Raw genomic sequence first — 21039 nt, forward strand, 5'->3', positions numbered from 1 at the left:
TTGTTAAAATTAAAAGCCGAAGAAATCAGTACCATTATCAAAGAGCGGATTGAGAATTTTACCCCAGACATCAACATCACCCAAGTGGGGCGCGTGATCGCCTACGCCGATGGTGTGGCAAAAGTCTATGGGCTCAAAGATGTGATGTCTTATGAGGTCGTGGAGTTTGATACAGGCGATCGAGGGCTTGCCTCCAACCTTGAGGAGGGCTGTATTGGGGTGATTGTGCTGGGTGGGGGCAAAGACATTAAAGAGGGCACTTCGGTCAAACGCACCAAACAACTGATGAAAGTGCCCGTAGGCGATGCTGTGGTGGGGAGGGTCATCAACACTTTGGGCGAGCCCATTGACGGGCGGGGGGCGATTGAGGCGGACACCTTTAGATTCGTGGAGCAGAAAGCCCCGGGGATTATGGATCGCAAATCCGTGCATGAACCTTTGCAAACGGGCATTAAAGCCATCGATGCGCTCGTGCCCATCGGACGCGGGCAAAGGGAGCTCATCATCGGGGACAAACAAACCGGTAAAACGACCGTGGCGATCGACACGATCATCAACCAAAAAGACCAAAATGTGATCTGTATCTATGTGGCGATCGGGCAAAAAGAATCCACCGTCGCCCAAGTGGTGCGTAAATTAGAGGAATACGGCGCGATGGAGTACAGCGTGGTGGTCAATGCCCCCGCTTCCGACTCGCCTGCCATGCAATACCTCGCCCCTTATGCCGGTGTTACCATCGGGGAATATTTTAGAGATCAAGGGCGGCACGCTTTGATCATTTATGACGACTTGAGTAAGCACGCCGTGGCTTATCGCGAGATCTCCTTGATTTTGCGCCGTCCCCCCGGGCGTGAGGCCTTCCCCGGCGATGTGTTTTACATCCACTCTAGATTGCTAGAGCGCGCCGCTAAAATGAGCGATGACAAGGGGGCCGGGTCGCTCACAGCACTGCCCATCATTGAAACCCAAGCCGGCGATGTGTCCGCCTACATCCCCACCAATGTGATCTCCATCACGGACGGACAAATTTTCTTAGAAACCGACCTTTTTTACTCCGGTATCCGCCCGGCAATCAATGTTGGCTTGTCTGTATCTCGTGTGGGTGGGGCGGCACAAATTAAGGGCACGAAACAAGTTGCCGGCACTTTGCGCCTAGACCTCGCGCAATATCGCGAATTGCAAGCTTTCTCACAATTTGCCAGCGACTTAGACGAGGCCAGCCGCAAACAGCTAGAGAGGGGACAGCGCATGGTGGAAGTGTTGAAACAACCCCCCTATTCGCCCCTACCCATTGAAAAACAAATTGTGATGATTTACACGGGGGTTAAGGGCTTTTTAGACGACATCCCGGCAAAAAAAGTCGTGGATTTTGAATCTAGTCTTTATCCTTTCTTGGAGTCTAAATATCCTAATATCCTAGAGGACATCCGCACAAAAAAAGCCCTTGACAAGGATTTAGAATCCATGCTTAAAAGTGTCATTGAAGAATTTAAGCTAGGCTTTTCTCTCTAGGGGCAGGGCATGGGCGGCAATTTAAAGGACATTAGAAAGAAAATCGCCAGTGTCAAAAACACGCAAAAAACCACTAGGGCTATGAAGCTCGTCTCCACGTCTAAGCTCAAAAAAACTGAAGAAGTAGCACGCCGCTCAAAGGTTTTTGCGACCAAGCTCAACGAAGTCTTTGCCGACATTTGCGCCAAAATCAAAACAAGGGGGCTTAAGAGCATTGAGAGTCAGTATTTCTTAAAGCTCGAACAGCCCGAAGTGCAAAAGATCGACATCATCTTTGTTACGGCGGACAAGGGGCTTTGTGGGGGGTTTAACACCACCACCATTAAAGAGGTGGTGCGCCTCATCAACCGCTACAAAACTAAGAATGTCAAGGTGCGTTTAAGAGGTGTGGGCAAAAAGGGCATCGCCTATTTCACCTACAATGGAGTCGATCTTTTAGACAAGGCCATTGATCTAAGCTCATCGCCAGACGCTGATAAAGCCACCGCTTTTATTGATAGAGCGGTGCAAGACTATTTAGACGGCTTGACCGACAGCGTGATCATCGTGCATAATGGCTTTAAAAACATGATCTCCCAAGAGATCAAAGTACAAACCATCTTGCCCATAGATTTTAGCGCCCAGCTTAAAGAGGTCCAAACAGAGAGCGAGGGGATCATGGTTGAGCCAGACGATGAAGAGGGCGTAATTTTAGACTCTTTGGCACGCAAATTCATACACTTTAACATGTATTACGCCCTGCTCGACTCGCTTGCCGCCGAGCACAGCGCGCGGATGCAAGCGATGGACACCGCCACGAACAACGCGGCGGATTTGGTGCGCAGTCTCACCATTTCTTACAACAAGGCCCGCCAAGAGGCGATCACCACCGAGCTTGTGGAGATCAACGCTGGCGTGGAAGCGATCAAATAAAGGAGAATTATGGAAGGTAAAATCATTCAGGTCATGGGGCCTGTGGTGGATGTGGATTTTAAAGACTACTTGCCCGCCATTTACGAAGCCCTAGATGTGCGTTATGACTTTGACGGGGAGGAAAAGCACCTTGTGCTCGAAGTCGCCGCGCATTTGGGCGACAACCGGGTCCGCACCATTGCAATGGACATGACAGAGGGCTTAACCAGAGGGCAAAAGGTCGTGGCGCGGGGCAACATGATCGAAGTGCCCGTAGGTGAGGGCGTGCTGGGGCGCATTTTCAATGTGATCGGCGAGCCCATCGACAACCAACCCCCCCTAGAGGAAAACACCCAAAAATGGCCCATCCATCGCCACGCTCCCGCCTTCGAGCAACAAAGCACCAAGACCGAAATGTTTGAAACGGGGATTAAAGTCGTGGATTTACTCGCCCCCTATTCTAAGGGCGGTAAAGTCGGGCTCTTTGGGGGTGCGGGTGTGGGTAAAACCGTGATCATCATGGAGCTTATCCACAATGTGGCTTACAAGCACAGCGGTTACTCTGTCTTTGCCGGTGTGGGCGAGCGCACTAGAGAGGGTAATGACCTTTATCACGAAATGAAAGAGGGGGGCGTTTTGGATAAAGTCGCCCTATGTTATGGGCAAATGAACGAGCCCCCGGGGGCAAGAAACCGCATCGCCTTTACAGGGCTTACCATGGCAGAGTATTTTAGGGACGAAAAGGGCTTGGACATTCTCATGTTCATCGACAATATCTTTAGATACGCCCAATCGGGGGCGGAAATGTCCGCGCTTTTGGGGCGTATCCCCTCAGCCGTGGGTTACCAGCCCACTTTGGCGAGCGAAATGGGCAAGTTGCAAGAGCGCATCACTTCTACAAAAAACGGCTCTATCACCTCCGTGCAAGCCGTGTATGTGCCCGCAGACGACCTCACCGACCCCGCCCCCGCTTCTGTGTTCGCCCACTTGGACGCGACCACAGTGTTGAACCGCAAAATTGCCGAAAAGGGGATTTACCCCGCAGTCGATCCGCTCGACTCGACTTCGCGCATTCTAGACCCACAAGTGATCGGGGATGAACACTACCGCGTGGCGACCGGGATTCAACAAATTTTGCAAAAATATAAAGACTTGCAAGACATCATCGCGATTTTAGGGATGGACGAGCTCTCTGAGGAAGATAAAAAAATCGTAGAGCGCGCCCGTAAAGTAGAAAAGTTCCTATCCCAACCCTTCTTTGTGGCAGAGGTTTTCACCGGCAGCCCGGGCAAGTATGTTACCCTTAAAGAAACCTTAGAAGGCTTTGCTGGGATTTTAGAGGGCAAATATGACGAAATCCCCGAAAACGCTTTTTATATGGTCGGCAACATCCAAGAGGTCGTGGAAAAATACGAGAAAATGAAAACTGAGGGCAAGAAAAACGCGTCTTAAGGATTGCAAATGGATTTAGCAGTGAGCATTGTTGTCCCGCAGGGCTTGATCTTTTCGGGGCAAGTGGATCGGGTCACCTTGCCCGGAGCCGAGGGGGAATTTGGGGTGTTAAAGGGGCATAGCAATATGGTTTCCCTGCTTAAAAGTGGGGTGATTGAGATCATAAGAGAGGGGCAAGTGAGCCTGATTGCCATCAGTTGGGGCTATGTGGAGGTGCGCAGCAACAGCGTGGATATTTTGGCCGATGGGGCCGTGTTCATTAAGGGCGACGACACCGTGTATGCGGCTAAAAAACTTTTAGAAGATGCCAGCTCAGATCGCCTTGCCATCTCTAGCGTAATCGCGCGCATTGAAGCGCATGGTTTGAGGTAGCCGTGGCGGCGATCCAAAACTTCTTGGCGACAAGTGGGTTTATCCCCTTGTTTGTGCTCGGCTTGCTCTCTTTGTATTTAATTTTGACCCTTTGGGTCTTCTTTTATAAATACATCTGCATTAAGGGCAGTGTCTTAAAAGAACAGCAAGCGTTGGAGGCGATCATGGCAGGCGCGCGCAAGGATTTACGCTTAAAAGGCATGTCCTTGCAAGGGGCTCCAGAAAAGCCCACAAAAGAGTGGCTTGCCATGTGGAAGAACCAACTTTTGAAGGAAAACACCACCGGACTTGTGATCTTAAGCATCATCGCTAGCACCGCTCCCTTTGTGGGGCTCTTTGGCACGGTGGTGGAGATTTTAGAGACCTTTGGGCACTTAGGCGCGGGCGGACAAGTGAGCTTTGATGTGATCGCCCCCGTGATTTCTAAAGCTTTGGTCGCCACAGCAGGGGGGATTTTAACCGCCATCCCCGCCTACTCTTTCTTTTTGATCTTAAAGCGTAAGGTCTATGACCTCTCCACTTACGCCCAAATGCAAATCGATTTTTTAATGGCAAGGGAGAATGATGGATTTTGAAGTTTGGGATGCCGACAAACCCGAACTCAACATCACCCCCTTAGTGGATATTATGTTGGTGCTCTTGGCGATCTTGATGGTCACCACGCCCACCATCACCTATAAAGAAAATATCCAACTCCCGCACGGCTCTAAAAGTGCCCGTGCGCCCAAGAGTCAATTTTTAGAAGTGCGTATGGATGTAACGGGCAAAATTTATGTCAATGAGTACACTTATTCACTCGCCAATTTTGCCGACTCTTTTCACGCGTTGGCTAGAGAGCTTGACAAGAGCATGGCCGTGCATGTGCGGGCAGACAAACGCTTGACTTATGACAAAATCATTTATCTTCTCAAGGGCATTAGAGAAGCGGGGTTTTACAAGGTTTCTCTAGTCACCAGCGCCTAATGCAAACAGGTCTTTTCTTTGGCTCGGGCTTGCTCGCCCTTGTGTGCTATGGCTTGCTTTTAAGTTTGTTGCTCTTTAAACCCGCTGAAAACATCCCTCCCCTAGCCATCCCCCCCATAGAGGTGGATTTGATCGACAATCCGCCCCCCTCAAACCTTAACCCCTTTGAAAGTGGGCTAGGAGTCAAAGACATGTTTAGCGCCATCCCTGACAAACAAGCCCCTGAAACCAACCCACAAGAGGCTAAAGACTTACAAAAAGCCCGAGAGTTGTTGCGCAATATCCAGTTTAACAAGCTAGACGCGCATGCTTTTAAAGATTTGCAAGATAGCCTAGCAGAGCTGGGCAATGGTCTTAAATCCTTACAAGCCAAAAAAATGGAGGTGCAAATCCCCAAAGAGGAGAAAAACACCTTAGCGCAGGACAAAGCGTGGTTTGCCGCCATTTATCAAATTTTATACTCCCAGTGGAAGTTAAATTTTGACCAAAAAGCCTTGGTGGGCGCGCTCATCACCATTTACCCCAGCGGGCAGATGCGCTTTAGCGTGGTGGATTTCTCCCCCTTTAGAGAATATAACCAACAAATAGAAAGCCTATTGTTGCGCCTGCAACAGCAAAAATTCCCCCCATATCCACAGGGGCGCGCCATCACTTTAAAAGTTAATTTTAAAACAAAGGACGAATGATGCGGATTGTGTGGCTTTTTTTAGCCTTAAGCTTAGGGCTTTTAAGGGCAGCGGATGCGACCCTAGACATTGTCAAAACCATTGAGAAGTTGCCTAAAGTCCTTGTAACTTATACAGGCACCGACCCCTATTTAAAAAAGATCGCGGATTTATTGGTGGCGGATTTAAAGGTGAGTGGGCATTTTGACGCTTTGGGGGCCAATGTGCCCAACGCGCAGGGGGCGCAACTTGTGGTTCAATTACAAAAGAGCCAGCCTAGCATCATCAACGCCCAGCTTTACAACGCCAACACCAAAGAAGTGCAGAGCAATAAAGACTACCAATTCAACACCAAAGAGCTTTACCCCTTCATCGCGCATAAAATTGCCATAGACGCGAATCGTTTAACTAAGGCGGCCCCCATTGATTGGATGGCACGCATGGTGGTCTTTTCTAAATTCTTATCCCCCGGGGTGACAAGCATCGTGGTTGCCGATTACACCCTAACCTACCAGCAGGAGATCATTAAAAATAACCTACTAAATGTTTTCCCCAAATGGGCCGATGCCCAGCAGAGTGCGATTTACTACACCCAATATTTGCGCCAACCCACCATCATTAAATACAATGTCCGCACAGGGGAAAGCGCGGTGATCACGCAAAGTCAGGGCATGGCGGCCGTGTCTAGCGTGAGTGCAGATGGACGTAAATTATTGCTCTCTTTAGCCCCCAAAGGACAAACCGACATCTACCTTTATAACACCCAAGAGAAAGAATTAAAGCAACTCACTTCTTACAGCGGGATCGATGTCTTGGGTAACTTTGTTGAAGATGAAAAGGCGATGGTCTTTGTCTCAGATCGCTCGGGTTATCCTAATATCTACTTGAAAAAACTTAAGCTAGACGCGCCCGTAGAGCAAGTGGTCTTTTACTCCAGAAACAACGACTCGGTCGCCTCTTTTGGGGATTACTTGGTCTATGTGAGTCGCGAAGAGAGGGATGCGAACGGGCAAAGCCCCTTTAATTTGTATCTGATCAACCTTAAGGGCGACTATGTCCGCCGTTTAACCGCCAGCGGAGTGAATCAAATGCCTAGATTTTCTAAGGACGGCAAAGCGGTGATGTTTTTAAAAAGGGCGGCCGCACAAAACGCTTTGGGCGTGATTTTGCTAGAAAACAACCAAAGTTACTTGTTTCCCCTAGAAAATATCAATATCCAATCCTTCGATTGGTAGCCGTTTAAGTCTCGTTAAAAGAGGCATTTAAGTCTTATTAAAAGACTTGGGTGTATAATCGAGCTTTGTTTTGTTTATTCTATCTAACACGAAGGAGTTTTATGAATAAGTGGTTTTTAGCCGGTGCTGTTTTGGCATGTGCGTTGATAACAGGGTGTGCGGGTAGCCACCAAGATGAAGCAGCTCCAGAGCCAAAACCAGCCCCCCAAGCCCAGCAAGCAGCCCCCGAGCCTGCGCCCAAACCTGAGGAGCACACCGTGCCCAAAGAAGAGGTCCAAACCAAGCCCGTAGAAAAACCAAAACCCCATGTAGAGAGCGGCACGATTGTTGGGCAGGTGTATTTTGACTTTGATAAATACAATGTGCGTGAAGACATGCAAAGCGCAATCGATGAAGCCGCCAAGAAAGTGCAAGAGTATGGCATGAAAGTGCTTTTAGAGGGCAACACCGATGAATTTGGCACAGGTGAATACAATTTTGCGCTCGGCAACAAACGCGGCCTTAGTGTGAAAGATGTTTTAACTGTTAAGGGCATTAGTGCAGACGACATTAAAGTGGTGAGTTTTGGGGAAACCAAACCCATTTGTCAAGAAAAAACCAAAGAGTGCTACCGCAAAAACCGCCGTGTGGATATTAAGGTCGTGGATTAGTGCGTCTTTTAGGTTTGCTCTTAGGCGGGCTCTTGTGCGCCGAGCCCTCGGCCTTTGAGCTACAAAGTGGGGCGACCAAGCAAGAATTAAAAACCTTAAAGAACAGCAATAAGAATCTAGGTGACATCTTAGCCACACTCAAAGGGCAGACAGACAGCCTATTGCAAGGGCAAGAGGGGTTAAAAAGCCTCGTGGAGGGGCAGGGGCTAAAACTTAAAGAAGCCACAGACACTCTAGCCACCCACGGCGACAACCTCAAAGCCTTAAAAAACACCCAAGAGATGCAGGCGGATTTAATCAAACAACAAGCCGCGCTCATCGACACGCTAAAAGCCCAAATCCAAACTAACCAAGAGTCTTTGGCCAACTTTGAGAAAAAGAGCACTGAAACCCAAAAGTTATTAGAAAACATGCGTACCGACTTTGCCGCTAAACTACAAAATCTTCAAAAATCCATAGACACCCAAGCCAACGCCAACAACCAAAAACTAAGAGAGCTCGCCGCCCTACAAGCCCAAATGCTGCAAGCCAAGAAAGAAGCCAGCTTTAGCAAAGACCCGACGCAAAAGCAAGCCACAGAACAAGAGGCGCACACGCTCTTTAAGCAAAAACGCTATAAAGAAGCCCAAGCCCGCTTTGTGTGGCTAGCTAGCCTGCCTTTTAAGCCCGCTTACACCAACTACATGGCAGGCGAGTCGGCCTACTTTAATAAAGCCTACCAACCCGCCATCGCCTCCTTTAAAAAAAGCGCCATGTTAGACGACAAGGCAAGTTACATGCCCACTTTGCTCTACCACACTGCACTGGCATTTAAGCACCTCAAAGATGTGCCAAATTATAAAAAATTCTTGCAATCAGTCGCTAACCTCTACCCTGAGAGCGAACAAGGCAAAAAGGCTAAAAATCTTTTGGAGCAAAAGCCCAAAAAAACGCTAAAATAACCCCCCAACCCACTAGAAAGGACAAACATGCAAAACCAAGTTGCGATCATTGAATATGAAGTGCGCGATCACGCCACCCAAGAAGTCTTAGACTCCAATATAGGCCAAAAGCCCCTAGAGTTTTTAATGGGAGCAGGTCAGGTGATTGTCGGGCTTGAAAAGGCGGTACAACAGGCACAAGTAGGCCAAACCCTAAACATCATCATCCCCCCCCAAGATGCCTATGGCGAGTACCGCACCGACTATCTACAAGAAGTACCCAGAGACCAATTTGAAGGCATTGAGCTTAAAAAGGGCATGACCTTATTTGGGCAGGGCGAAAACCAAGAGAGCGTGCAAGTGAGCGTAAAAGACTTTAGCGAGCGCATGGTGATGATTGACTACAACCACCCCTTAGCGGGCAAAGAATTGAGTTTTCAATTCACGCTCTTAGGGCTTAGAGAAGCTTCCGAGCAAGAAGTGCTCAAAGGCCAAGCCCACGCGAAAAAATGTTGCGGGGGCGGGTGCGGTTGCGCGCACTAAGCCGCTTAAAGCCTGCTAGGCGTTTTTAAGGTGCTTGAAAAGCGCCTTTTCATCTAAAATTTGCACCCCTTGGCTCTTGGCTTTCTCTAGCTTTGAGCCGGGGTTTTCGCCGCAAATTAAGTAATCTGTTTGTTTGTTTACGCTCGTTTGTATGTGCGCGCCTTGCTGTTCTAATTGCGTGCAAATCCTGGCTCTTGGTTGGCTTAAAGCCCCTGTCAGCACCACATTTTTACCCGCAAAAAACCCGCCTACGCTTGGCTCTTTAATGTGAGGCGCAGTGGGCGCGATGTGGCCTAAAAGCGTTTCAATGAGGGTTTTATTTTCTTGCAAGTAGCCCACAAAAGAGCTGGCGATTTTGCTTTGCCCCTCCACGCTCCCAAAGCCCTTAAGCTTGGTGATTTGCGCTTGTGTGGCGTTAAAGACTTGCAGACCAAAGGCGTTAGATAAAACTTGGCTCGCCCCCTTGCCGACATGCTCGATGCCTAGCGCACAGAGAAAGCGCCAAAGGGGGGCGTGCTTGGTGTTTTCAATGGCCCTTATCAAATTATCCGCCCTTTTTTCTTGCCAGCCCTCTAGGGTCAATAAGTCTTGCTTTTTTAAAGTGTATAAATCCGCCACGCCCTTGATTAGCTCCACTCGCAAGAGTTGTGCCACGACTTTATCACCCAGCCCTTTAATCTCTAGTCCTTGCTTAGATGCAAAATACACAATGCCCTCTTGCACCCGCGCCGGGCAACTTGTGTTGGGGCAGACCAACCCCCTTGCGCGCTCTCTTAAGTCTAAGTTACAGCGGTAACAAAACTCTTGGTAAATTAAATCTCCCCCACACTCCAAACACGCACGCGGCAAACCGACCTTATAAGCGCACTTGGGGCATTTTTGCTGTTGGGAGCTTAAGGGGGAGGCACAGGCGGGGCAGTGGGTGGGCTTTTGAAAGAAGCGCACACATTTAGGGCAAAAGTTGGGCTTGTTCTTAAGAAGCAAGGCTAAATTGCAGGCGGGGCAGACATTTAAAGCTTGGGCTTGCAAGGCGGTGGCACAGCTGGGGCAATGGGTGGGGGGGGTGATTTTCTTTTGGGTGTGGTCTCTCAACTCTTTTAAGGCGCGTAAAATTTTAGGAATCACATCGCCACTGCGCACCACAACCACAATGTCGTTGATCTGTAGGTCTTGTTGCTGTATTTGGGTGTAATTGTCTAGGGTGGCACGAGACACCAACGCTCCTTGCACGGACACGGGCTCTAAAACGCCCACGGGGGTGATTGCCCCGCTGCGCCCCACTTGGTTGATGACCTTTAAAAGTTTGGTGCATTTTTCGGCAGTGGCGAATTTATAGGCAATCGCAAAACGGGGGGCTTTAATGGTAAAACCCAGCGCATTTTGTAAGGCTAGATTGTCGAGCATGGCAACCATGCCATCGGCCTCATAGGGAGCACTAGCACGGCTAGCACAAAAAGACTCAAAAGTGTTTTGTATCTCTTCAGCACTGCTGCACGCCACAAAATTTAAACTTAAAAACCCCCACTCTTGCACCTCTTGCATGGCTTTTTGCAAGCTGTTAAATGCGCGCGGACAAAGCCCCAGCCCCCATGGATAAAAGGTGAGCTTTCTTTGGGCGGTTACACTGGAGTTTAGCTGGCGCAAGCTGCCTACGCTGGCATTGCGAGCGTTGGCAAAGGGGGCTAAATTTTGCGCCAGTCTTTGGGCGTTTAAGGCTTTAAAGTCTTCTTTTAATAAGACCACTTCGCCCCTAATTTCAATGGGCTTGGTGTAGGGGATTTTTAAGGGGATGGAGCGGATCGTTTTGGCGTTGTGGGTAACGAGCTCGCCCACCACGCCATTGCCGCGCATGCTCGCGCTCACTAATTGCCCGTTTTCGTAGTAGAGATTGAGCGATGCCCCGTCTAGTTTGGGTGAGCAGATGAAGGACTCTAGAGGGGCTTTGGCAAAGTCGCTTAGGCGTTTGAGCCACTCTTGCAACTCTTTGAAATTAAAGACATTGTCTAAGCTCCACATACGCACCTTATGCTCTTGTTTGGGCAAAAAGGGCACAACTTCGCCGCCCACGCGTTGGGTGGGCGAGTGGGCTAAAATGTCGGCGGGGTGCGCCTCTTCATAGGCTAGGGCTTCGCGGTAGAGTTGATCGTAAATCTCATCGCTCACTAGGGGGCTAGCCAACACATAGTAATGGTGGGCTAAAGTGCAAAGTTTTTCAACCAAGCGGTGGTAGTCTTGTAAAGTTTGGATCATTAGCCAGTCTTTGCTATAATGGGGTTTTGTGCGGATTTTAGATTAAATGAGCTTAAGATAAGGGGCGTGATTGATTAGCGACATTGACAGCACCATTTCCTTACACCTCAACAACGAGGCGCAGTTTTTGTGTTTCACTTTGAGCAGCGATGAAAACAACGATGCCGAATTGTATGGCATCAATATCTTTAAAATCCGCGAGATCATCCACTACGAAGGCGATGTGACTGAGACGGTGGGGGGCAATGAGAGCATCATGCTAGGCTTTCTGACCATCAGGGGCGAGTCTGTCCCCTTAATCGATGTGAATCGTTGGCTCTACTTTGATCCCAACAACCCTAACAAGGATTTGAGCGAAGCGTCTATCAAGAGCGATCAAAACTTAGTCATTGTGTGCGAGTTTTCCGGCTGTGTCGTGGGACTTAGGATTTTTGCCATTAAGCGGATCGTGCATAAGAGTTGGGGGGAGATCAGTGTGGGCGATAAGCAGGGTTTTAACACGGGGGGCAAGGTGAGTGCCATCACAAGGTTTGAACAAAGTAGGGTGATCCAAATTCTAGATGTGGAGCGCATGCTCGTAGAAGCTTTCCCCACCATGCAAGAGTTGGACCAACTCAAAGAGCAATTTGTGGATGCCATTAGGAGCGATAAATTGATCTTCATTGCTGAAGACTCCCAAGTGGCAATGCACAATTTAGAGCGCATTATTGAAGGTTTAAAGCTCAAATACGAAGCTTTTCCCAACGGGGATGCTTTGTTGAAACGGCTTTTTACAGAAAACATGATCGACAAGGTTGGAGCGGTGATCACGGATTTAGAAATGCCTGTTGTGTCTGGCTTTGAAGTGTTAAAGCGCATTAAAGCGGATGCAAGGACCAAACATTTACCCGTGATTGTCAATTCGTCCATGAGCAGCGAGTCGAACAAGCAATTAGCCGATTCGCTGCACGCCGATGGGTTTGTGATCAAGTCGCACCCCCATGAGATCCAAGAGCTTTTACAAGAATATTTAAGACAATAAGGGCAAATATGTTGAGGACACAATTATGTGCTGAGGTCGGGCTGTGTGATGTAAAAAAGCGGGTGAAACTCTGCGGATGGTGCCACAACTACCGCGATCACGGAGGAGTCATCTTCATCGATTTACGCGACAAAAGCGGGCTAATACAGCTTGTGTGCGACCCCACTTCTAAGGCTTACGCGCAAGCGGCTTTGATCAGGCACGAGGATGTGCTCATCATTGAGGGCGTGGTGCGCCCTAGAGGCGAGGGGCTAGAAAACCCCAAACTTGCCACAGGGGCGATTGAAGTGGTGCTGGAGGATTTGCGTCTTGAGAACAAGAGCCTAACCCCGCCCATTGCCATTGGCGATCCAAGCGTGAATGAGGATTTGCGCTTGCAATACCGCTTCTTAGACTTGCGCGCGCCTAAGTCTTACGCCATTTTTAAAATGCGCAGTAAAGTCGCTAAGGCGGTGCGTGATTGTTTAGATGGCCTAGACTTTTTAGAGATTGAAACGCCTATGCTCTCTAAAACCACGCCCGAGGGGGCACGCGACTTTTTAATCCCTAGCCGAATCCACGATGGGCAGTTTTTCGCCCTGCCCCAAAGCCCCCAAATTTTTAAACAAATCCTTATGGTGGCGGGGATGGATCGCTATTATCAGATTGTTAAATGCTTTAGAGATGAGGATTTGCGCGCCGACCGCCAGCCCGAATTTACCCAAATCGATGTGGAGATGAGTTTTTGTACGCAAGAGGACATCATGGAGGTTGCCGAAACCTTGCTAAAAGCCGTCTTTAAAGCGATGGACATTGACATTAACCCCCCTTTTAAGCACATGACCTACAAAGAAGCCACAGAGAGCTATGGCAGCGACAAGCCGGACTTGCGCTTTAACATGCCCCTTGTGGAAGTGGGGGATTTGTTCATCAACTCTAGCAATGAGATTTTTAAAACCATCGCCAGTGACCCCAAGCACAACCGCTTTAAGGCGCTCAAAGTCGAAAAAGGCGACACGCTTTTAAGCCGTAAAGATTTGGCCGAGCTGGAGGCTTTTGTGCGCCAATTTGGGGCAAAGGGCTTGGCCTATATCCAAATGAAGGCAGAGGGGCCCAAGGGGCCTTTGGTGAAGTTTTTAGAGCCCAGCGCCTTAAAAGAACTCCTAGAGCGCACGGGCGCAAAAGAGGGGGATTTGCTCTTTTTTGGGGCGGGTGAAAAGGCGATCGTTTTAGATTATATGGGGCGCTTGCGCTTGAAACTCGGGCATGATTTAAATTTAATTGACCCCGATGCCTTTGACTTTTTATGGGTCGTGGATTTTCCCATGTTTGAGAGGGTGGAGGGCAAACTTAGCGCCATGCACCACCCCTTTACGATGCCAAAAGAGATCGACAGCGCCGACCCTGAAGAAGCGCAATCGATCGCCTATGACATTGTGCTAAACGGCGTGGAGCTTGGAGGGGGGAGTTTGCGTATCCACAAAGAAGAAATACAAAAAAAAGTCTTTGAAATTCTGGGGATTGGGGCGCAAGAGGCGCAAGAGAAATTTGGCTTTTTACTCGAGGCTTTGCGCTATGGTGCCCCTCCCCATGGAGGTTTTGCTATGGGCTTTGATCGCCTCATCATGCTCTTAGCCAAAGCCCCCAGCATCCGCGATGTGATCGCCTTTCCAAAAACACAAAAGGCGACCTGCCTTTTAAGTAAAGCCCCCAGCCCCGCTAGTGAGGAGCAACTAAGAGAATTGCACATCCGCTTGAGAAATCCCAAACACTAATCAAAGGACAGACATGAAAGCGTTATTTTTAATCATCGGGGCCCCGGGCAGTGGCAAGACCACGGACGCGCAACTCATTGCCGAACGCAACAGCGATTGTATGGTGCATTACTCCACGGGGGATTTATTAAGGGCCGAGATTGCCAAACAAAGCGAGAGGGGGCAGCTCATCGCCAGTTTCACCAGCAAAGGGGAGTTAGTGCCCTTAGAAATCGTCATAGACACGATCATCACGGCGATTAAAAACGCCCCTAAAGAGGTGATCATCATCGATGGCTATCCGCGCAGTGTGGAGCAGATGAACGCTTTAGATCGGGTGCTAAAAGCCCAAGAGGAGGTGAAATTAAAGGGGGTTGTAGAAGTGCATGTGAGCGAGGTTGTGGCGCGCGAAAGGGTGCTGGGCCGCTCAAGGGGAGATGATGACAACATCGAGGTCTTTAACAACCGCATGCAAGTGTATTTAAAACCCCTAGAGAGCATTGTAGAGTTTTACAAAGCCCTAGAAGTGCATCAACAAATCAATGGTGAAAGGAGCATTGAAGCCATTGTTGCCGACATTGAAGCCTACATTAAAACCCACATAAAGGATAAAAATGGACTTGTCAAAAATTAAAGCGGGCGAGGCTGAGGCTTTAAACGCCGTGATTGAAATCCCCTACCAGTCTAAAGTGAAATACGAAGTGGATAAGAACAGCGGGGCGGTTGTGGTCGATCGCATCATGTACCCCTCTATGGTCTATCCGGCTAATTACGGGTTTGTACCCCACACTTTAAGCGAGGATGGCGACCCCGCAGACATTTTAGTGTTGAACGAAGACCCTTTGTTGCCGGGCAGTGTCATTAAATGCCGCTTGATCGGGGTGCTTGTGATGGAGGATGAGGGCGGATTGGATGAGAAGTTATTGGCCCTGCCTCTTAGCAAAATAGATCCGCGCTATGACAACATTAAAGATCTGCACGACTTGCCCCCCATTGTGCTAGAAAAAATCAAACACTTTTTTGAAACTTACAAAGACCTAGAGCCTGAAAAATGGGTGAAAGTCAAAGACTTTGGCGACAAAGCACAGGCAGAAGAAATCTTTAAAAAAGCCCTAGCCAGCTACAACAGCAAGGCATGTTAAGCCTACACACAAGCGCCCCCTATATCCCCCACCCGCTCGCCCTTTATGCCCAAGTGCAGGGGGCTAACACGCTCTTATTAGAGAGCGCGCAGGTGGAGAATAAAAAACACACCAAATCCATCATTCTAGCCAAGGCGTGTTTGCGGCTTGTTTGCCAAAATGCACAGGTGCGCCTAGAGGCTTTAAATGCCAATGGGCAGGCCCTTTTAGACAAAATGGCCCAAGTTTTAGGCCTAGAGCCCAAGCAAGGGGTTTTAACAAAGCACTATGTCAAAGACACGAGTCTAAGCGATGAATTTAGCAAGCTTAAAAAGGCCAGCCCGCTAGATGCTTTAAGGGCGGTGTTTAAAAGCGTGGATACCCCTAACACACCCGCTTTTGGGCTGTTTTGTGGGGGGTATTTTGGCTTTGAGTTTGTTGGGGCGTTTGAGGACTTGCCACACCTAGAGGCAAAGGACAACACCGCTCCCGATTTTATCTTTTTAGTGGCACAAAATTTAATTTTAATCGACCACCAAGCTAAGAGCACGCAGATTTTTGGTTCTTGTTTTGAGCCCACTTTACAAGCACAAATCCAAGCCGAGATCAACAGCCTAGCCGCACTCACGCCCCCCCCCTTTAGCCCAAAGATGAGCCCGCAAAACAGCGATTTAGGCACAAATTGCAGTGATGAGGACTTTGCCAAAATCGTGCTGGCTTTGCAAGAGCAAATCCAAAAGGGCGAGATTTTCCAAGCCGTGCCCTCAAGGAGCTTTTATTTAGAGTGTAGAGAGCCTTTGAGCGCTTACCACTATTTAAAAGACCAAAACCCTAGCCCTTACATGTTTTACATGCAAACAGAGGATTTTACGCTCTTTGGGGCCAGCCCTGAGAGTGCGCTAAAATACGAAGCAAGCACAAATTTGGCCCAAATTTACCCCATTGCCGGCACGCGCCCTAGGGGTAAAAACCCCGATGGCACAATCAACCTAGATTTAGACAATCGCCTAGAACTGGACCTACAAAATGACCCCAAAGAGCGGGCAGAGCACATCATGTTAGTGGATTTAGCCCGCAACGACATTGCCAGAGTGGCTAAACCCTTAAGCCGTGCGGTCTCTAAGTTGCTGAAAGTCGAAAAATACGCCCATGTGATGCATTTAACCTCGGCCGTGCAAGGGGAGCTCAAAGAGGGCTTAGATGCTTTGCACGCTTACCAGAGCTTTATGAATGCGGGGACTTTAAGCGGTGCGCCCAAAATCGCTGCCTTAAAACTCATTGCCACTTTGGAGGGCAAAAGGCGGGGGTCTTATGGGGGCTCGATGGGCTATTTATGCGCCGATGGCTCGATGGATAGTTGCATCATCATCCGCTCGGCTTTCGTGCAAGAGGGGCGGGCTGTGGTGCAAACGGGGGCGGGCATTGTGCTTGATAGCGTCATTGGGGCAGAGATTGCCGAAACCAAAGCGAAATCTCAAGCCGTGCTCTCGGCCATTTTAAAGACCCACACATGAAAATCTATTTTATCGACAACTTCGACTCTTTCACCTACAACCTTGTTTATGATTTAGAGGGCTTAGGGCATACAGTCTTGGTGCTGCGCAACACCACCCCCGCCCCCCTTTTGCTTGAGCGCATGCAAGTTGAGGGTGAAAAACCTTTATTGTTCATCTCTCCGGGGCCGGGCGATCCCACGCACTCAGGGCAACTTTTAGAGATGATTAAAGCCGTAAAGGGAAAATACCCCATTTTGGGGGTGTGCTTGGGCTTGCAAGCCTTGGCGCAAAGCTATGGGGCGCAAATTGTTAAAAGCCCTCGCATTGTACATGGCAAAAGCTCGCACATCACTTTAGAGCCCTTTGAGGCGTTTAAAGGGCTTGGCAATTCTTTACAAGTGGGGCGTTACCACTCCTTAGTGGCGTGCAATTTGCCCGATTGTTTGCAAGTCATCGCCCATTGTGAAAATATTGTGATGGGGATTTATCACGCACAAGACAAAGCCCTAGCCTATCAATTCCACCCCGAGAGCATTTTAACGCTTAAAGGGGCGCAACTTTTACAACAAAGTCTAGAGTTTATACAAAGCTAGAATAAATAGGCGTAAGACACGAGCCAATAATAAAAATCCATCGCAAGGGGTTTTGGACGGGTGGATTGGATTTGTCCAAAGGGGATTTTGATCCCCAGTTCCACCCTTTGCTTTTGCGCGATGGTGCCCCCAACGCCAATGTCGAGCACCCCGTTATAGCCCATAAAGGAGAGATGATCGACAGAACTATGCAAGCTCATCGCGCTTTGGAAGTAGCCAAAGCCCAAACCCACAAAAGTGCCAAAATTAAACTTTTTTCTGCGGTAAAAGTCATTCACCATGTCCATGTGTATGTTAAAAAACGAATACACATCGGTGTTAAAGGCGGTGGGTTTTAGGGTCTGAATGTAGTCCATTTGCCCGCGCAAGGACACGAAGCGATTCAGATTGTACTGATAACCCGCCTTAAGCCCCCACAAAAAGGCGTTGTTGTAGGGCTGTTTAACGACATTAAAAGTGGAAAAGCCCGTGGTAACCCCAATAAAAATTTGACTCTTGGGCAACGCCTGCTGTTGCCCTAAAGCAAAACTCACCAGCCCTAAAACCCCTAAAGCCCATTTTTTCATTTACTGCTCTGATAGAATTTTTTAAGCTTGTCATCAAGGGGGGCGAGCAAGCGATAAAAAATCGGCACGACCAACAAACTCAACGCCATTGAAACCATTAACCCCCCACTCATGGCAATGCCGATGGGCGATTTCATCGCCGAGCCCTGCCCCACGGCGATGGCTAAGGGCAACATGCCACACACCATCGCAATGGTCGTCATTAAAATGGGGCGCAGGCGCGATTCGCCCGCTAGTACGATGGCCTCTTCGATGTCGTGCCCTTCTTTACGCCTGTCGTTGGCGATGTCGATGATGAGCGTGGCGTTCTTACCCACCATGCCGATGAGCAAAATGAGCCCCATTAAAGAGAACAAGCTCATGGATTGGTGCACCATCCCCAGAGCAAAGAACGCCCCGGAGAAGCTTAAGGGCATGGTCACCATGATGATCAAAGGCTCTAAGAGCGACTCGTAAAGGGCGGCTAGGATCATGTAAATGAGGATAAAGGCGGTCACGATCGCCACGCCAAAGGCTTGGTTGCTTTCTTTAAGTCGGTCCGACTCGCCTGTAAAGCGGAAAGCCGCCCCTTTGGCAAGCCACTGATCCTTGTGTTTTTCTACTTGGCTTAAAAGCTCGCCCAAACTTGCTCCCTTAGCTGGACGCGCTAAAACCGTTACGCTTCTTTGGCGGTTGTAACGGGTGATGTTGGAAGCCACTTTGCGCTCAACCACTTCGATCAAGCCGTCTAAAAACATCAACTTGCCGTCTTTGTTCTTGATCTGTAGGCGTTTGATGTCATCTATAGACATTTTTTTATCCGGTGGAACGCGAATGATGATGTCGTATTCTTTGCCAGCTTCCTTAAAGTAGCTCACCCGATTCTCCCCAGAAAAGGCGTTGCTCACCACATTGGCGATGTCCTGTGCTGTAACCCCGTATTTTACTGTGGCTGCCCTTAAAATGCGTAGTTGGTACTGCGTTTGGTAGTCGGAGGTGTTGGTGTGGTAGCCCGCAACTTTGCCCTTCATCTCAGGGCTCTCAAGCAAGAAGTGTCGCAGCTTCGCCACGCTCTCATCCACGAGCTTTTGCGTGGGGGCATAGACGAACACCTGAAACGCCGAGCTGTCCCCCCCACCCACTAAAGGCACTTCGGCGAGGTTGATGGATTGCAGGTCCTTAGCTTCGGGGATGGCTCTTAGTTTTTGGCGCATCTCTTCCATGATGACAAATTGGTTCTTTTTATGGTCTTCTTTCAGCTTGACATAAAATTTGCCCTTAAAAGTGCTTTGGATATTGCCATAACCCACTTGCATGGAGTCAAATTCCACATCGGGGTCTTTGTCAATCACAGCCTGTAAGGCCTTCATTTTGGCGAGCATCGCTTTCAAGCTGATGTCGGTTTGCGCCTTGACATAGACATAGAACTTGCCCCGATCTTCTTTGAGCAAAAACTCCATCCCCAGCTTGCCAGCCACATGCAAAGAGGCGGCAAAAATGCCCGCCACCACCAGCCCCACGAGCAGTTTATGGTTTAAAAGCCAGCCGAGCAATTTAGCGTAAGATTTCTCCATTTTTTGAAAAAAGGGCTCGGTGCGCTTGTAAAGGGCGGATTGCTCGGGGGATACGATGAGCGAGCTAAGCATAGGGACCACCGTAACGACCACAAAATAAGAGATCGTGATGGCAAGGGCAACGGTGATCCCAAAGCTTTGAAACCACCGCCCCACCACCCCGCTCATGTTGCCCACGGGGATAAACACAGACAAGAGCATGGCAGAAATGGCGATGATCGCAAAGGCGATTTCGTGCACGCCCTCGTAACTGGCCGTTCTTTTGTCCATCCCGGCTTCTAGTTTTTTGTGGATGTTCTCGATCACCACGATCGCATCGTCAATGATGATCCCAATGGAGAGCGTGAGCGCCACCATGGTCATCATGTTTAAAGAAAAGCCAATCCACTTAATGAGCGCAAAAGTCCCCATGATGGAGATGGGGATGCTCATCGCCGACACAAAGGTGATGGAGAAACTGCGTAAAAACACAAAGACGACCGACACCGCCAAAATCCCCCCCAAGATCAAGTCAAAACGCACATCTTTAATGGAGTGGCGGGTGTAGTCTGTGGTGTCTAAAAAGGGGCGCAACTCATAGCCCGGGCTCACGGCGCGCATGGCATCTAATTCCTTATAGATCGCGTCCACAATTTTGATCTCATTAGCCCCGGCGATCTTTTGCACTTCTAAAACGATGCCCTGATCGTGCCCATAGCTGGCATAAGTGATGTCTGGGTCGATGCCCTTTTCAATCGTGGCAATGTCTCTTAGGCGGACATGGTTACCGATTTGGATGTCGCCCAGCTCTTTAAGCGTGTAGCTGTTGCCGTCCACCAAGATCGCATAGTTTTTCTTAGGGCTGATGATCTTGCCCCCGTCCATTTCAAGGTTTTGGGTTTTAAGGGTGTTGTAAAGGTCGTTGTAGGTGAGGCCGTATTTATTCATCAAGCTTGGGTCGGCGTAAATGCGGATTTGCTTTTCTTCATAGCCCTGCAGCTGGACATTACCCACACCCTCCACCTTTTGCAGCATGGGCTTAATGATGTTTTTGGCGTGGTCGTTTAATTCCGCTGGGGTTTTGGTTTTGCTGGTAAGAAAGATGGAGAGGATCGCCTGCCCGCTGGTATCCACCTTGTCGATGGAGGGGCGGCGGATGTTGGGGTCGTTAAAGCTCACCGAAGACACCTTATTGATGATGTCGTTTAAAGCGGTCATGATGGGCTTTTCAAGCACAAACTCCACCACCACAATGCTGACATTGCGTGCGCTGTTGGAGGTTACTTTTTTGATCCCATCCACACTCATCACGGCTTCTTCGATCTTGTCCGTAACCTTGCTCTCTACAATGTCCGCACTGGCTCCCGGGTAGCTGGTTTTGACCACAATAATGGGAAAGTCAATGTTAGGAAAAAGCGCCACGCTGATTTTTTTCAGCGCCATCATCCCAAAGAAAACGATCATGCACGCAAACATTAAAGTCGTGATGGGCCTTTGGATCGCAAACTTATACACGAAAGCTCC

General features: G+C 49.1%; 20 protein-coding genes. 17 read left to right on the plus strand and 3 right to left on the minus strand.

The features are described from left to right. The 11 genes from atpA (at nt 1) to HAL07_RS00220 (ending at nt 9203) form a co-directional block, all read left to right on the plus strand. Nucleotides 1–1512 carry a F0F1 ATP synthase subunit alpha gene (atpA, locus tag HAL07_RS00170; RefSeq protein ID WP_053941890.1) on the plus strand — a complete coding sequence of 504 codons (1512 nt, stop codon included), beginning with the start codon at nt 1–3 and terminating at the stop codon, nt 1510–1512. A gap of 9 nt (nt 1513–1521) precedes the next feature. Beyond that, nucleotides 1522–2424 (plus strand): ATP synthase F1 subunit gamma, encoded by a 903-nt coding sequence (atpG, locus tag HAL07_RS00175; RefSeq protein ID WP_053944715.1) that lies wholly within the window; start codon nt 1522–1524, stop codon nt 2422–2424. 9 nt (nt 2425–2433) lie between these two features. Beyond that, nucleotides 2434–3855 carry a F0F1 ATP synthase subunit beta gene (gene atpD / locus HAL07_RS00180; RefSeq protein WP_053944716.1) on the plus strand — a complete coding sequence of 474 codons (1422 nt, stop codon included), beginning with the start codon at nt 2434–2436 and terminating at the stop codon, nt 3853–3855. A gap of 9 nt (nt 3856–3864) precedes the next feature. After that, nucleotides 3865–4227 (plus strand): ATP synthase F1 subunit epsilon, encoded by a 363-nt coding sequence (gene atpC / locus HAL07_RS00185; protein ID WP_053941893.1) that lies wholly within the window; start codon nt 3865–3867, stop codon nt 4225–4227. 2 nt (nt 4228–4229) lie between these two features. Further along, nucleotides 4230–4802, plus strand: coding sequence for a MotA/TolQ/ExbB proton channel family protein (locus tag HAL07_RS00190; protein ID WP_053944717.1), 573 nt, complete (start codon nt 4230–4232; stop codon nt 4800–4802). After that, the gene (locus tag HAL07_RS00195) at nt 4792–5190 is read left to right on the plus strand and encodes a biopolymer transporter ExbD (protein WP_053944718.1); all 399 of its coding nucleotides are present in this window, start codon (nt 4792–4794) and stop codon (nt 5188–5190) included. Before HAL07_RS00190 ends, HAL07_RS00195 begins: the two co-directional genes overlap by 11 nt. Continuing rightward, nucleotides 5190–5876: a TonB C-terminal domain-containing protein gene (locus HAL07_RS00200; protein ID WP_053941896.1), complete on the plus strand. Its 687-nt coding sequence runs from the start codon at nt 5190–5192 to the stop codon at nt 5874–5876. The genes HAL07_RS00195 and HAL07_RS00200 overlap by 1 nt, the downstream gene beginning before the upstream one ends. Then, nucleotides 5876–7090: a Tol-Pal system protein TolB gene (gene tolB / locus HAL07_RS00205; RefSeq protein ID WP_053941897.1), complete on the plus strand. Its 1215-nt coding sequence runs from the start codon at nt 5876–5878 to the stop codon at nt 7088–7090. Before HAL07_RS00200 ends, tolB begins: the two co-directional genes overlap by 1 nt. A gap of 101 nt (nt 7091–7191) precedes the next feature. Further along, nucleotides 7192–7740, plus strand: coding sequence for an OmpA family protein (locus HAL07_RS00210; RefSeq protein WP_053944719.1), 549 nt, complete (start codon nt 7192–7194; stop codon nt 7738–7740). Beyond that, nucleotides 7740–8681 carry a hypothetical protein gene (locus HAL07_RS00215; protein WP_053944720.1) on the plus strand — a complete coding sequence of 314 codons (942 nt, stop codon included), beginning with the start codon at nt 7740–7742 and terminating at the stop codon, nt 8679–8681. The genes HAL07_RS00210 and HAL07_RS00215 overlap by 1 nt, the downstream gene beginning before the upstream one ends. Nucleotides 8682–8708: 27 nt before the next feature. Continuing rightward, complete coding sequence (locus HAL07_RS00220; protein ID WP_082346455.1) at nt 8709–9203, plus strand: FKBP-type peptidyl-prolyl cis-trans isomerase; 495 nt, start codon at nt 8709–8711, stop codon at nt 9201–9203. A gap of 15 nt (nt 9204–9218) precedes the next feature. On the opposite strand, the gene ligA is transcribed toward HAL07_RS00220, so the two are convergent. Beyond that, on the minus strand, nt 9219–11453 hold the full coding sequence (ligA, locus tag HAL07_RS00225) for an NAD-dependent DNA ligase LigA (RefSeq protein ID WP_053944721.1): 2235 nt from the start codon (nt 11451–11453) through the stop codon (nt 9219–9221). 70 nt (nt 11454–11523) lie between these two features. Here ligA and HAL07_RS00230 point away from each other — a divergent pair, with 70 nt between their 5' ends. Genes HAL07_RS00230 through HAL07_RS00255 form a run of 6 tightly spaced genes read left to right on the plus strand, consistent with a single transcriptional unit; the run spans nt 11524 to nt 17417 of the window. After that, nucleotides 11524–12474: a chemotaxis protein gene (locus tag HAL07_RS00230; RefSeq protein ID WP_053944722.1), complete on the plus strand. Its 951-nt coding sequence runs from the start codon at nt 11524–11526 to the stop codon at nt 12472–12474. 11 nt (nt 12475–12485) lie between these two features. Next, complete coding sequence (gene aspS / locus HAL07_RS00235; RefSeq protein ID WP_202903467.1) at nt 12486–14228, plus strand: aspartate--tRNA ligase; 1743 nt, start codon at nt 12486–12488, stop codon at nt 14226–14228. A 13-nt stretch (nt 14229–14241) separates the two neighbouring features. Continuing rightward, a complete protein-coding gene (locus tag HAL07_RS00240; protein WP_053941180.1) occupies nt 14242–14841 on the plus strand; it encodes an adenylate kinase in 600 nt (199 codons plus the stop codon). Next, the gene (ppa, locus tag HAL07_RS00245) at nt 14822–15349 is read left to right on the plus strand and encodes an inorganic diphosphatase (protein ID WP_053941181.1); all 528 of its coding nucleotides are present in this window, start codon (nt 14822–14824) and stop codon (nt 15347–15349) included. Before HAL07_RS00240 ends, ppa begins: the two co-directional genes overlap by 20 nt. Beyond that, nucleotides 15343–16842, plus strand: coding sequence for an anthranilate synthase component I (gene trpE / locus HAL07_RS00250; RefSeq protein WP_053944724.1), 1500 nt, complete (start codon nt 15343–15345; stop codon nt 16840–16842). The genes ppa and trpE overlap by 7 nt, the downstream gene beginning before the upstream one ends. Then, nucleotides 16839–17417 (plus strand): aminodeoxychorismate/anthranilate synthase component II, encoded by a 579-nt coding sequence (locus HAL07_RS00255; protein ID WP_053941183.1) that lies wholly within the window; start codon nt 16839–16841, stop codon nt 17415–17417. Before trpE ends, HAL07_RS00255 begins: the two co-directional genes overlap by 4 nt. On the opposite strand, the gene HAL07_RS00260 is transcribed toward HAL07_RS00255, so the two are convergent. Both HAL07_RS00260 and HAL07_RS00265 read right to left on the minus strand, forming a co-directional pair. Further along, entirely contained in the window at nt 17414–17983 is a 570-nt protein-coding gene (locus HAL07_RS00260; RefSeq protein ID WP_053944725.1) for an outer membrane beta-barrel protein, read from the minus strand. The two genes, HAL07_RS00255 and HAL07_RS00260, sit on opposite strands and share 4 nt — an antisense overlap. After that, a complete protein-coding gene (locus HAL07_RS00265; protein WP_053944726.1) occupies nt 17980–21030 on the minus strand; it encodes an efflux RND transporter permease subunit in 3051 nt (1016 codons plus the stop codon). Before HAL07_RS00265 ends, HAL07_RS00260 begins: the two co-directional genes overlap by 4 nt. Nucleotides 21031–21039 lie beyond the last annotated feature (9 nt).

The organism is Helicobacter ailurogastricus (genome assembly GCF_001282945.1).
Lineage (GTDB): Bacteria > Campylobacterota > Campylobacteria > Campylobacterales > Helicobacteraceae > Helicobacter > Helicobacter ailurogastricus.